General features: G+C 41.4%; 11 protein-coding genes. 4 read left to right on the plus strand and 7 right to left on the minus strand.

The features are described from left to right. The first annotated feature begins 26 nt into the window (after positions 1–26). Entirely contained in the window at positions 27–731 is a 705-nt protein-coding gene (locus POV26_RS13635; RefSeq protein ID WP_272857019.1) for a porin family protein, read from the plus strand. Here POV26_RS13635 and POV26_RS13640 read toward each other — a convergent pair. The 4 genes from POV26_RS13640 to POV26_RS13655 form a co-directional block, all read right to left on the minus strand. Next, the gene (locus tag POV26_RS13640; RefSeq protein WP_272857020.1) at positions 726–1,331 is read right to left on the minus strand and encodes a hypothetical protein; all 606 of its coding nucleotides are present in this window, start codon (positions 1,329–1,331) and stop codon (positions 726–728) included. The two genes, POV26_RS13635 and POV26_RS13640, sit on opposite strands and share 6 nt — an antisense overlap. Then, positions 1,331–2,794 carry an RNA polymerase factor sigma-54 gene (gene rpoN / locus POV26_RS13645; RefSeq protein WP_272857021.1) on the minus strand — a complete coding sequence of 488 codons (1,464 nt, stop codon included), beginning with the start codon at positions 2,792–2,794 and terminating at the stop codon, positions 1,331–1,333. The genes POV26_RS13640 and rpoN overlap by 1 nt, the downstream gene beginning before the upstream one ends. A gap of 97 nt (positions 2,795–2,891) precedes the next feature. Next, on the minus strand, positions 2,892–4,334 hold the full coding sequence (asnS, locus tag POV26_RS13650) for an asparagine--tRNA ligase (protein ID WP_272857022.1): 1,443 nt from the start codon (positions 4,332–4,334) through the stop codon (positions 2,892–2,894). Between the two features lie 159 nt (positions 4,335–4,493). Then, positions 4,494–6,881, minus strand: a complete 2,388-nt coding sequence (locus POV26_RS13655) for an efflux RND transporter permease subunit (protein WP_272857023.1) — start codon at positions 6,879–6,881, stop codon at positions 4,494–4,496. Positions 6,882–7,067: 186 nt separating this feature from the next. Between POV26_RS13655 and POV26_RS13660 the strand changes: the two genes are divergently transcribed. Further along, positions 7,068–7,493, plus strand: coding sequence for a hypothetical protein (locus POV26_RS13660; protein WP_272857024.1), 426 nt, complete (start codon positions 7,068–7,070; stop codon positions 7,491–7,493). 189 nt (positions 7,494–7,682) lie between these two features. Then, positions 7,683–8,528: a hypothetical protein gene (locus POV26_RS13665; protein ID WP_272857025.1), complete on the plus strand. Its 846-nt coding sequence runs from the start codon at positions 7,683–7,685 to the stop codon at positions 8,526–8,528. 139 nt (positions 8,529–8,667) lie between these two features. Here the strand turns inward: POV26_RS13665 and POV26_RS13670 are convergent, their stop codons facing one another. From POV26_RS13670 to pyrH, 3 genes are all read right to left on the minus strand, one after another. Continuing rightward, on the minus strand, positions 8,668–9,951 hold the full coding sequence (locus POV26_RS13670; RefSeq protein WP_272857026.1) for a DUF5686 family protein: 1,284 nt from the start codon (positions 9,949–9,951) through the stop codon (positions 8,668–8,670). A gap of 92 nt (positions 9,952–10,043) precedes the next feature. Further along, a complete protein-coding gene (frr, locus tag POV26_RS13675; protein WP_272857027.1) occupies positions 10,044–10,598 on the minus strand; it encodes a ribosome recycling factor in 555 nt (184 codons plus the stop codon). 116 nt (positions 10,599–10,714) lie between these two features. Beyond that, positions 10,715–11,422, minus strand: coding sequence for a UMP kinase (pyrH, locus tag POV26_RS13680; protein ID WP_272857028.1), 708 nt, complete (start codon positions 11,420–11,422; stop codon positions 10,715–10,717). A gap of 179 nt (positions 11,423–11,601) precedes the next feature. Here pyrH and POV26_RS13685 point away from each other — a divergent pair, with 179 nt between their 5' ends. Then, positions 11,602–12,996: a T9SS type A sorting domain-containing protein gene (locus POV26_RS13685; RefSeq protein WP_272857029.1), complete on the plus strand. Its 1,395-nt coding sequence runs from the start codon at positions 11,602–11,604 to the stop codon at positions 12,994–12,996. The last annotated feature ends 54 nt before the right edge of the window (positions 12,997–13,050 follow it).

Here is a 13,050-nt window from a genome sequence, read left to right on the forward strand (position 1 = left end):
TGAAAAATACATTTATCTTTATGGGTATGCAAAAGGTATTTAGAAGCTGCTTCACATTTTTTATGGGATTTGTTTCCCTTGCAGCCTTGGCGCAGGATAGCATTCGCCATGCTTCAGTCGATTCACTTTATAGAGAGGATCAATTTTATATCGGTCTAACGTATAACGCCCCTTTAAATATGCCTTTTGGGGTGAATACCCGGGGTCTTTCAGGCGGTGTTCAATTTGGATTTGTTAGGGATATGCCTATTAACAAACAACGAAATATTGCGGTTGCCATAGGCGCCGGAATCGCAATCGACCAATTTGGGGAGAACCTTTTTATAGGAGAAACTTCAAATGAAGAAACAATTTTCAGGGTTCTGGACGGGAATGTAGATTTTACCCGGAACCGATTCAATATGGCTATCATTGAAGCTCCCCTGGAGTTTAGATGGCGAACCTCAACACCTTCAACCTATAAGTTTTGGAGAGTCTATGCCGGGTTTAGGGTAGGATATGCATATTGGTACAAAGCAACTTTCAAACAACCGGGAAACAATATAAACCAAACAAAAATCCCAGAGTTTGACCCGCTTCGACTGTCTGCCACCCTCAGTTTTGGGTACAGCACCTTCAACTTATTTGCTTCCTATAGTATTAATCCCTTCTTTAAAGATGCAAAGACTATTGAGGGAGAAACGGTTGATTTTAGGACGCTCAAGCTTGGGTTAATGTTTTATATTCTATAGCCAAAGATTGAAAAGAATCAATTGCGGCAGTGCTCCCAAAAACAATCCCACGCCTAGTTCGGGGTACGTGTGCGAATCGTTGTTAAGCCTGGAAGAAGCAACCCAGCCATTTACAAAAAGGAAGAAACTGATAGTAACAAGCAGGTTAATCTTGAAATGTGCGCTCAGCCCCACCAGAAACATCAAAATACCCGCAACGCCCATTTGGTGAAGGCTGACTTTCAATTTAAAAAAAACCATTACCAGCGCGCTGAAGGCCGAAAAAAGAATTCCCACAAAAAAATAATACAGTTCAGGGTCTTCGTAAGGATCAAAAACCATTTTAATGATAAGCAACAACAGAATGCACTGTATCATCAATGGAAATTTACGTTCCTTGACTTCTTTTAAATAGATGGTTTCCACAACCCGTAAATTTTTCAAAAGAAAGAATATTACAATGGGAATTAGGATGGTAATAATAGCAATTGCAAAAAGTTCTACCCGGACCAATTGAGGGTCTATATATCTGGGCGTAACACTGTAATAGAGAATGGTGCCCAAAATAGGCATCAACAAAGGGTGAAATAGATAGGAGGCGGCTTTTAGAAATAAATTCATCAAATTTCTTTTCTGAGTCTTGCCACTGGCAAATCCAATTGTTCCCGGTATTTGGCAATGGTCCTGCGGGCAATGGGATAGCCCTTTTCCAATAAAATTTTAGCGAGTTTATCGTCAGTAAGCGGTTTCCGTTTGTTTTCTTCGGAAATGGTAATTTCAAGAATTTTCTTGATTTCCTTGGTAGAAACATCTTCGCCCTGATCGTTTTTCATCGATTCGCTGAAAAATTCCTTTATCAACTTTGTTCCGTAAGGCGTGTCAACGTATTTACTGTTTGCAACACGCGAAACCGTGGAAACGTCCATATTTATTTTGTCGGCTATATCTTTCAAGATCATCGGTTTCAATTTCCGCTCATCCCCGGTCAAAAAATACTCTTCCTGATGGTGCATAATGGCGTTCATGGTAACGAAAAGCGTTTGCTGTCGCTGTTTTATGGCATCAATAAACCATTTTGCGGCATCGAGCTTTTGTTTGATGAACATCACAGCATCTTTCTGCGCTTTCGATTTGTCTTTGGATTCCTTATACCCCTTCAGCATGTTGGTGTAATCGTGGCTCACGTGAAGCTCGGGAGCGTTTCTGCCGTTCAGGGTTAAATCCAATTCGCCATCCACAATTTTTATCGCGAAATCGGGTACCACGTGCTCCACGATCCTATTGTTTCCGGAATAGGTGCCGCCCGGTTTTGGGTTCAGACCTTCAATTTCGTGAATGGCATCGCGAAGCTGATCTTCGGTAATATCAAATTTCTGAATGAGTTTTTTATAATGCTTTTTGCTGAAATGATCGAAGGAATCATCCAATATGTCAATAGCCAACGCAACGGAAGGCGTTTGTTCCCTTCGTTCCAATTGAAGCAATAAACATTCCTGAAGATCGCGGGCCGCAACGCCGGCGGGATCCAGCTCCTGAACCACTTTTAATACTTTTTCTACTTTGTCCTCGGTGGTGTAAACATTCTGGGTAAAGGCCAAATCATCAACAATATCCTGGATTTCACGGCGTATGTAACCGCTTTCGTCCACGCTGCCCACCAAAAACTCCGCTATTTCTTTTTCCTCTTCGTCAAGGCGATAGGTACTCAATTGCTGCATTAAATGCTGGGTAAAGGAAGTACCCGCCGCATAGGGCATTTGGCGTTCCTCGTCATCTGCGCTGTAATTGTTTGCGGAAAGCTTGTAGCTCGGCACTTCGTCATCGCTCAAGTAATCATCAACGTTTATATCCGTTTCAATTACTTCGTTGCCTTCGTCGTAGCTATCGTCAAATTCATCATTGCTAAATTCATCATCAAAGTTTTCACTTTCCTCTTTTCCGCCTTCCAAAGCGGGATTTTCTTCCAATTCCTGCGCAATCCGCTGCTCAAAAGCCTGCGTGGGCAGTTGTATCATCTTCATCAACTGGATCTGCTGAGGCGATAATTTCTGGGAAAGTTTAAGATTTAATTGCTGCTTTAACATAGGTCTAATTACTACTTCATAAAGTTAGGTAAAAGCCCCCTAACCCCCAAAGGGGAAACCAGACTAAATTTATAGTGCATATTTCTTTCCCTTGGCTTTAAAACTCTGCGTTACCCGGAGTACGTGGGTAAGGAATTACATCGCGAATGTTGCCCATTCCCGTCGTGAACTGTACCAAACGCTCAAAACCGAGCCCAAAACCACTGTGGACCGCGGTTCCAAATTTACGCAGGTCTAAATACCAATACAGTTCCTCGGTGCTAATGTCCATCGCTTCCATTTTTTGTTTTAGCACGTCATAACGCTCCTCACGCTGTGAGCCGCCAACGATTTCACCGATACCGGGAAATAGTACGTCCATGGCGCGAACGGTCTTGCCATCGTCATTCAAGCGCATATAGAAGGCCTTGATCTTTGCGGGATAATCGAAAAGGATAACGGGGCTTTTAAAGTGCTTTTCAACCAAGAAACGCTCGTGCTCGCTCTGTAGGTCGGCGCCCCATTCCTCGATTATATATTTGAATTTTTTCTTCTGGTTTGGTTTCGAACGCTTCAAAATATCAATCGCTTCGGTGTAGCTTACCCTTTTGAAATTATTCTCCAAAATAAAACGAAGCTTTTCCCGTAGTTTCATTTCGCTGCGTTCGTCCTGCGGTTTGTTCTTCTCCTCTTCCAGCAAACGGTTTTCAAGGAATTCAAGATCGTCGGCACAGTTTTCCAACGCATAATTGATTACATACTTGATGAAATCTTCCGCCAAATCCATGTTCGCGTCCAAATCATTGAAAGCAACTTCTGGCTCGATCATCCAGAATTCGGCCAAGTGGCGACTGGTGTTTGAGTTTTCAGCCCTAAAAGTAGGGCCGAAGGTATAAACCTTTCCGAGCGCCATTGCATAGGTTTCGGCTTCCAATTGCCCGCTAACGGTAAGATTGGTTTCCTTTTCAAAGAAATCTTCCTTAAAATCTACGTTGCCGTTTTCATCGAGCGGTGGATTTTTGGCGTCCAAATTTGTAACGCGGAACATTTCGCCTGCGCCTTCGGCATCGCTTCCGGTGATGATGGGTGCGTGCATATAATTGAACCCGTTTTGCTGGAAATATTCGTGCACTGCAAAAGCAAGCTTTGAACGTGTACGCATCACCGCGCCAAAAGTATTGGTACGGACCCGCAAATGTGCCTGCTCGCGCAAGGTTTCAAGGGAGTGTCTTTTCGGTGAAAGAATGGTAAGCTTTACGTCTTCAGGGTTTGCTTCGCCCAAAATGGTCAATTTTGTCACTTGTATTTCCACGGTTTGGCCTTGGCCTTGGCTTTCCACAAGTGTGCCCTTAACTTCTATGGCCGCGCCAACGGTTACTTTTTTAAGGAGTTCTTCTTCAAAATTTTCAAAATCCACTACACATTGCAGGGTTTTGATTGTTGATCCGTCATTTAACGCGATGAACCTGTTGCTTCTAAAAGCGCGCACCCAACCACGAATTATTACTTCCACGTGGGTTTTTTCGCTTTTCAACAGTTCGACTATTGTTTTGTCTTGCATGGTCGTTTTTTAAGAGGAGCAAATATACTTTTAAATAAAATTCAAAAAAAGTAAAAGGGCCAAATTCCAAAATGGGCATATCGCAATTGGAAAACCGATTTCAAAACCCAAAGCAGGGATTTTGGAAAGATTTAACTGAATATTGCCATAGAAAATTGATTACTCATTTTCATCGTCATCACTCAAAATCTCAATCGCAGGTTTTTTCATTGTTTCCTTATTTGCGATACTTCTTTCAAGTGAAAGTAGGAGCGTGGGCAGCAATAGCAGATTGGACAGCATTGCAAAAAGCAAGGTTATCGAGACCAAAGCCCCCAAGGCCACCGTACCTCCAAAACTGGAAATGGTAAATACTGAAAACCCAAAGAAAAGTACGATGGAAGTGTAAAACATACTAACGGTACTCTCGCGAAGTGCGGCAAAAACCGACTTCTTGATCTTCCAGTTATTGGCTATGAGTTCCTGCCTGTATTTTGCAAGGAAGTGAATGGTATCGTCCACCGAGATTCCGAACGCAATGCTGAAGACCAAAATAGTGGATGGTTTTATGGGAACGCCTACAAAGCCCATCACTCCGGCGGTTATAATCAGAGGTAGCAAGTTTGGGATAAGTGAAATAATAATCATTTTAAAACTTCGGAACATCCACGCCATAAATAGGGCTATTAATAAAATGGCCAAAGAGAGTGATAAAATCAAATTGTTTACCAAGTAGTGTGTCCCTTTCTGAAAAACCAACGCCTTTCCTGTTACCGAAACATTGTAGCGTTCCGGCGGAAAGACTTTATTGATTTCTTTGTGAAGATCTTCCTCAATCCGGTTAAACCTATCGGGCTTGGTGTCCTTCATAAAGGTGGTGATGCGCGCAAATTGCCCCGTACTGTCCACATAGCTGCTCAACAAATTTGTGTTCGTATTGCTGCTTTTGGCGTAACTGAGTATAAAATTCTTCTCTTGGTTGTTCGGAAGTTGGTAATATTCAGGATTGCCGTTGTAGTATGCCTGTTTGGAATACTTTACCAATTCCACCACCGAAATAGGCTTCGCAAATTCCGGAATTTCCTTAATATGGTCTTGCAGCTCGTCAATTCGTTTTAAAGTGGAAAGGCTCATCACCCCTTTTTTCTTTTTCGTGTCCACCATTATTTCCAGCGGCATAATGCCTTCATATTCCTTTTCGAAAAAGCGGATATCGTCAAAAAACCCTGTATTCTTGGGCATATCCTCCAGAAGGCTTCCTGAAACCTTAATTTGGAAAATGCCCACGATACTTGTGCAAAGTAGCAGTAGTGCCACAATATAGATGGTAATGCGGCGCTCCCGGACCATCCGTTCAATCCAGTGCATAAACTTGTTTATCCACTTCTTGTTTAAGTGTTTTAGGTGCTTGTCCTTCGGCACCTGCATATAGCTGTAAATAATGGGAATGATCAGCAAGCTCAACAAAAAGATAGCTACAATATTTATGGAGGCAACGATACCAAATTCACTCAACAGCTCACTCTTTACCAAAATAAAGGTAGCAAAACCCGAAGCGGTCGTCAGGTTCGTCATTAAGGTCGCGTTCCCTACTTTCGTGATTACGCGCTGCAACGATTTTGCTTGGTTACCGTGCAGTTTTATTTCCTGTTGGTATTTGTTGATGAGAAAAATACAGTTCGGAATCCCGATGACGATTATCAGAGGCGGAATCAAGGCCGTTAGTACCGTAATTTCATAATGCATCAGCCCCAAGAATCCGAAGGACCACATAACCCCGATAATCACGGTACACATAGAAATAAACGTGGCGCGCCAAGAGCGGAAGAAGAAGAAAAAGATGAGCGAGGTAACAAAAAGCGCCGCCCCAATAAACAATCCAATCTCGTCAATGATACTTTGCGAATTCAGCGTGCGTATGTATGGCATCCCCGAAGTATAAACCTTTACGCCAGTTTCCGCCTCAAATTTTTTGATCAGGGGGATCAAATCCTGAATCACAAAATCCTTCCGTTCAGAAGTGTTTACAATATCCTTTTTCATGTAAATCGCCGAGCGGATGCTCTGTTTGTCCGGGCTGTAAATAAGCCCGTCATAAAAAGGAAGTTTGTTGAAAAGCTCGTCTTTGTATTCCGCAAGATTTGCATCCGTAAAAACCGAATCTTTTATAAAGGGCACCAACTCAAAGCCCGTCGTGTCGGTTTTCTTCTCCAGCTTTTTCAGGTTGCCCACGGAAAGTGTAAGTTCCACCTCGCTGAATTTGCCAATGTCTTTTGAAAGTTGGTTCCAGGCCTTAAATTTTTCAGGTGTAAAGATGGAGGTGTCCTTTACCCCCATAACAATCAGGTTGCCTTCTTCGCCAAAATGCGAAAGAAATTGATCATACTCAAGATTGATGGGATGATCGTCCGGCAGCAAATTCGCCTCGGTATAGGTAAAGCGCATATTCTTCCATTGCAGCGCCAGCAGTACCGTAACACTTATGATAACCAATAAAATCCAGGTACGGTTCCGCAAGATAAAGCGGGCCACCCAGCTCCAAAACCCAATGCTGAAAAGTTTGTTCAAAGCAATTTTTTAAAAACTCCACAAAGGTACGTATTTGCGATAAGTGGAAGAGTTTATTTTTCAGGGTATTTTGGAAAGGGTAAAAGTGTTGCAAAAACATTTTTGTAGATTTACGGGAATAACTATATAAGCGTGTTGTAAAGCAAAAAAAATGAAACAAATAGGAATCAAAGCAATAACTTAATTATGAAAAAGATAATTTTTACTTCAATTTTTATAATATTGCTAATTTCGTGTAGCAAAAGCGACAATGACAATGATAATCAAATGCTTATTGATTGTGCTAACTTTAGAATAGCATTATTGAATTTTGATTCGGAACAATTGAATATTGAAGTGAATAAATTAACTTCAGATTTGGCTCCAAGTCCAGATATAAATGATAGAATTGGACATTTAAAGAATCTTGATATATTAATAGAAAGGTTAAATTCTGAATGTACAGATATTATTGCTGCGAAGGAATGTTATGCCTGTATTGAAACTAACCCTGTTCAATCAGAAATTAAAGTTAAATTAGATTCATTCGGAATCCAAATTGACAGAATAATAGATATCAATACTTCCGAAGCTGACATTCTAAAATCAGTCCGTGTTCATCCCAAATTATGATTTCGTAAGAATAACGATTTACTACACTGGTAATAGTTGCACAACCTTCGCTAAGTCATGTTTACAACGTGTGCCCGCAAAGTTGCTTAGAATGTGCAGTTTTGCCAAAGGCAAGGTACGCATTGCAAACGCGCACCAGCCGAAGTGTTGTTTATGAACATGTTGTGATTCATTAAAAGAAACTAAAATTTGAAATGGTTAACTGACATATTCGGGAGTAAAAAGCAATCTAAAAGGAAGGTTGACTATTTTCAAATTACAAGTGATTGGAATGCTCACCCAGTATCTCCAGAAATTCAATTAGAGATTAATGGAGATAGCTTGACTATGGAAATATCTGTCAATCATTTGGTATTTGACGATTTTGAAGAAGGAGATAAAGCAAAAATTACATTTCAAAACTGTACTATTTATTCCCTGAATCACTGTAATGATGAAGGATATTATTATGGTCAATATCGGACAAATCCAAACGAATTACCTTGGGGGGAATTCTACGAAATAAAAAGTGGACTGGATAGAATATTCCCTGAGCCTGTAACAATAATGAATAAGGAACAAGAAGGGAAAAGACACTATATTTTCTTCTTCAAAGATGAGACTTTTGAATGTTTAGCCGACGATTTTAAACTTGAACTACAAGACGAGAAGGGTAATCGAAAAAGATTGAATTATAGCTACAAATTAAGACCAGCTTATAATTCAAGTGAACTGCTTATTGAATTTGTTAAAATCGGAGATGCGGACAGATTTATTGAAAGGTTACTTGACTTGTTATCCAAGAACGGATTTTCATTTGATGATATAACAGATGTCTGGATGAATGATGAAGTTTGGATTCATTTAAGGTCTTCTAATGGTAAAACGACAATTACCAAAGACATTTGGGATATGATTTTCATTCTCGGGGAAGAGAATCAAACGGATATCAAAAAAATAAATCAAATATTAATAGATTCTGGAGAATTTGAAAAGGTTGAGGTAAATCCAGAAGATTATAAAAAGAAAGAAAACGAAAGCACAACAAAGAACTGAGGTAAAAAACAAGTCTTTTCTTTTCTTCAAAAATTTTACCCTGCCAGCGCACGTTTGCAACGTGTGCTAGCAAAGTTGTTTATTGCTCGCAGTTTTGTAAATGTCAGACGCACAGCAGCTCAAGGTAGCTGACAACCGCCTAAATCTTCAAATTAAAAGTAAACTTAAAGGAGACATTGTCCTCAAAGCTGGGCAAATTGTAGTAGCCGTATCGATAAGCAAAACTAAGCCCAAAGCCAAGTGCAATCTTGTTCAGTTCTAACCCGGCTTCATTATAAGGGTGGTCCAGGGTATTAAAGGGAATCCCAAAATGGCGGGCCGGATCGCTCATATCGCCGATGGCGTGGCGGGAAATTACCACCATTTCCGGTTTCCAGTTTTTGGCCAGCTTAAACCTTCTAAAGGTGTGCTTTATCTGTAGCATCGCCAATTTATCCGAATAAAATTCCCCAAAATACATCGTCTCAAAACTCTGTACCCCGGCCACCGAAAAGCGTTTGGAAAGTTTCTCCTTAGTAGGCTGATTTGGGAAAGCGTGATACAAATGCGTCAACGGAACATCGCCCGTGGCCAGGACTCCCTGCAACAAAAAGCTCGTGTTGGATAGGTTCTTCCGTTCAATTTCATAATCAAACTTCAGCCCAAATTTCGCATAATCAAAGTCGCTTCCTGCAATTCCCTTAAACCCTTTTGTGATTTGGGCACTTACCTTCGGCAAAACATCGGTAGCCACCTTCTTCCCATCATCATTCACAATAGAGTCTGTCTGCAACTTTATCCGAAACGAAAGGACAGCTTCCGCAAGTTGATACGTTTGATATCCCTTGCCATCTTTTATAAAATAGTAATCCTCAAAATTGCTAACATCGCTATGCTGCACCCGCAGTTCCGTTAGTATTTTTGGTGAAAGTTCGCTCTGTATGTTGGCCTGCCATTGCGTGTATTTGTAAAACTGGGTAATATTCAGCAACCGTGGCTCAAAAAGGGAATAGAACCGGGCATCCGTCAAAAAATCATAGGTGCCGATCTCCTTGATGTCGTCCGTGTAATACAAGCTCACCCATGCCTTTTTTTCTTTGTTCAAAAGCACGCTCCCACCCAGGCTATACTTATAAGTTTCGTCCTTAAATCCGTAAGCGATGTAACCGCCCAATTTGTAGTTTTCAAAAAGTTTTTCATTGGTCACGCCGCCGATGCCCAAACGCAAACCTTCGTGGACATTATATTTAAAAAGCGATTTAAGATCAATATCAAAAAAACCAACGGGAAGGTAGCCGGTTGTAAAGGGATGCCCCTTTTTCTCGGAAAATTCAGAAATGGTTTTCTTTATTCCGGAAACCGAATCATTTTTGGTTTCATTGTTTTGTTGCGCAAATGCCGAAAGTCCTATCAGCAGTGAAAGTAGATATAATATTTTGCGCATAGCGTTTAACGGGAAAGGTTCAATTCACCTAAAAGTAAAAAGAAAGCGGCACAGCTGCCGCTTTATTGTATTTAGTTTAACGAAAACGCCTATTATACCGTCATTATTTCCTTTTCCTTTTTCGCCAAAATCTCGTCAATCTTTTTAATGTGCTGGTCGGTCATTTTTTGGATGTCATCTTCCAAGCTCTTTTTGAGATCTTCTGAAATATCCAAACCTTTAAGATCGTTATTGGCGTTTTTTCGATCGTTGCGAACCCCAATCTTTGCTTCCTCGGCAGCTGCTTTGGCCTGTTTTGCCAGTTCCTTTCTGCGTTCCTCGGTTAAGGGCGGCACGTTGATGATCACGCTTTCCCCATTGTTCATTGGGTTGAAGCCAATATTTGCAAGATGGATTCCCCGTTCAATTTCAGGAATCATTGCCTTTTCCCATGGCTGGATGGTAATGGTCATCCCGTCTGGCGTACTTACGTTCGCAACTTGGCTCAATGGGGTCTGGCTTCCATAATAATCTACCATTACGCTCCCAACCATAGCGGGTGAGGCCTTTCCGGCACGAATGTTTATCAATTCCTTTTCAAGATGCCTTAGGGCATTGCCCATTGCTTCTTTTGTGCCGTCAATTATAAAATCTATTTCGTCTTCCATGGGATTCGAGATTCAAAATTTAAAATTCAAAATTCAAGGTTTTTTCGCCACGAACCCGCCTGCCGGGCAGGTTCACGAATAAATTATATAAAATTCGTGAATTCGTGGCAATTTTTTTACAAATTCACTTTTGTGCCAATTTTTTCTCCGGAAACCACTTTCAGCAGATTTCCCTTGGTGTTCATATCAAAAACGATGATTGGCAATTCATTTTCCTGGCTCAAGGTAAAAGCGGTGGTGTCCATCACTTTCAAACCTTTCTGCAGCACATCTTCAAAACTGATAAAATCGAATTTGGTTGCAAGCTTGTCTTTTTCAGGATCGCTGGTGTAGATTCCATCTACGCGGGTTCCCTTTAAAATAACATCCGCACCAATTTCAATGGCCCTCAGAACCGCTGCCGAGTCTGTTGTAAAATAAGGATTTCCCGTTCCCCCGCCAAAAATAACAACGCGCCCTTTTTCCAAATGTCGGATTGCTTTTCTGCGGATGAAAGGCTCCGCAACTTCATTGATGTTGATGGCGCTCTGCAAACGCGTTGGCACATCTTCATTCTCCAATGCGCTCTGCAATGCCAGTCCGTTGATTACGGTTGCAAGCATTCCCATATGGTCGCCCTGTACGCGGTCCATGCCGCTGCTCGCTCCAGCCAAGCCTCTAAAAATGTTTCCGCCGCCAATAACGATGGCTACTTCTACCCCTTTTTCGGTAATCTGTTTTATTTCGTGGGCGTATTCTTTCAATCGAACAGGGTCAATGCCGTAATGTTGATCGCCCATCAAGGCTTCGCCGGAAAGTTTCAAAAGGATTCTTTTGTAGTGCATAGCAGATTTTTACAGCGCAAAAATAAAGAAAATTATTGATGCGGTGGAAGGAATTGAAAAAGTAGTTTTTGGGAAGTAGCTGGTAAGAAAAACATAAAGAATATTTTTTATGATGACATTTCCCCGATCATTCGATATATAAATAATGCAATACAACTAATCCTTAAAAATTTCAAATTATGAAAACACATCTATTTTATTTATTGTTGGGCGTTTCTGCCCTTACGTTCGCCCAAAACAAGACATTAACCGCCCCTGCATCCTCGGTTACTTTCCATCCTGTCGAGATGCCGAAAACAGAATGTATTACAGATGTGCAAAGACAAGAAGTTATGCAGGAAATTGAAGCCAACAAACAGATAATCCTTCAAAAGAACCCGAATGCCTTTCAGCATCGCGGCGGACATCCGCTATTTATATTGCCCTTCCGCCCAAAAGCGGGATTTGGAGATTATGGATATTATTCCCTTTTCAACCAAGTGGACCAAGACTTGACCCCGAATAACCATTTGCTGGATTACAATTGCGGAGAAAGGACTTATGACTGGGTAAACGGCAACCACGCAGGAACCGATTATGTGCCCTGGCCGTATCCGTGGAAAAAGATGGAGGAAAACGTTATGGAGGTAATTGCTGCCGCGCCAGGAATAATTATAGACAAACGCGATGGAAACTTTGATCGTAATTGTGAGAATAACGGAAATCCGAATTGGAATGGGATCATTTTAGAGCATCCCGATGGCTCACGCACTTATTACTGGCATTTTAAATCGGGCTCTCTAACTTCAAAAGTGATAGGCGATTCAGTGGAGGCCGGAGAGTTCCTTGGCACTGCAGGAAGCTCTGGGAGCAGCACGATACCCCACCTTCATTTTGAAGTGCATGATTCAAACGCAAACCGGATAGATCCGTATTCCGGACCTTGCAACAGTATGAACCCTGACACTTGGTGGATAGACCAACCTGCTTATTTTGTTCCTGAAATATTGACGCTTTCCACCCACAATTCAGATAATTTTGATTCGGAATGTGCCGTTGTTGAGAATACGTACCAAGAGCTGAACTTCGATACAGGTGAAATGATACGGTTTAGAATATTCTATCGGGATATCCAAACGGGTTCCACTACACATATAACGGTAACCAAACCCGATGGAAGCATCCTTTACGATTATGATTTTGTATCTACCTGGCCAGATTCTGTGGTAGGCTGGGGGCAGTGGAATTTTCCAGTGGATAACACTTGGCCAACAGGAGTCTATACCGTTACGGCCCAATTTGGCGGGAATAGTTATCAAACCATTTTTGGCGTACGAACAAATTTGGGAATCCAGGATTTGCAACAAACCGAAATAGCACTTTATCCGAACCCTGCCTCAAACAAGGTATTTGTTGAAGCAAATTCACAAATTGAAAAGATTGGGGTTTTTGATATTATGGGAAGAAAAGTTTTGGAAGTTTCCCCTTTAGCTGAAAAAGGGGAATTGAACCTTTCCGAATTGAAAACTGGCGTTTATATGGCCGTTATTTCTTCCGAAGGGAAACGGGTTGTGAAGAAAATTGTGAAGGAATAGTCATTTTAAGATTTTAAAAGCATAAAAAAAGTAGGCGCGCGATTCATCGCACGC

It is taken from the genome of Aequorivita todarodis (assembly GCF_028561335.1).
GTDB lineage: Bacteria > Bacteroidota > Bacteroidia > Flavobacteriales > Flavobacteriaceae > Aequorivita > Aequorivita todarodis.

Coding starts and splice junctions, on each gene's coding strand:
- POV26_RS13635 (WP_272857019.1), top strand. CDS start 27: ATGCAAAAGGTATTTAGAAGCTGCTTCACATTTTTTATGGGATTTGTT.
- POV26_RS13640 (WP_272857020.1), bottom strand. CDS start 1,331: ATGAATTTATTTCTAAAAGCCGCCTCCTATCTATTTCACCCTTTGTTG.
- rpoN (WP_272857021.1), bottom strand. CDS start 2,794: ATGTTAAAGCAGCAATTAAATCTTAAACTTTCCCAGAAATTATCGCCT.
- asnS (WP_272857022.1), bottom strand. CDS start 4,334: ATGCAAGACAAAACAATAGTCGAACTGTTGAAAAGCGAAAAAACCCAC.
- POV26_RS13660 (WP_272857024.1), top strand. CDS start 7,068: ATGAAAAAGATAATTTTTACTTCAATTTTTATAATATTGCTAATTTCG.
- POV26_RS13670 (WP_272857026.1), bottom strand. CDS start 9,951: ATGCGCAAAATATTATATCTACTTTCACTGCTGATAGGACTTTCGGCA.
- frr (WP_272857027.1), bottom strand. CDS start 10,598: ATGGAAGACGAAATAGATTTTATAATTGACGGCACAAAAGAAGCAATG.
- pyrH (WP_272857028.1), bottom strand. CDS start 11,422: ATGCACTACAAAAGAATCCTTTTGAAACTTTCCGGCGAAGCCTTGATG.
- POV26_RS13685 (WP_272857029.1), top strand. CDS start 11,602: ATGAAAACACATCTATTTTATTTATTGTTGGGCGTTTCTGCCCTTACG.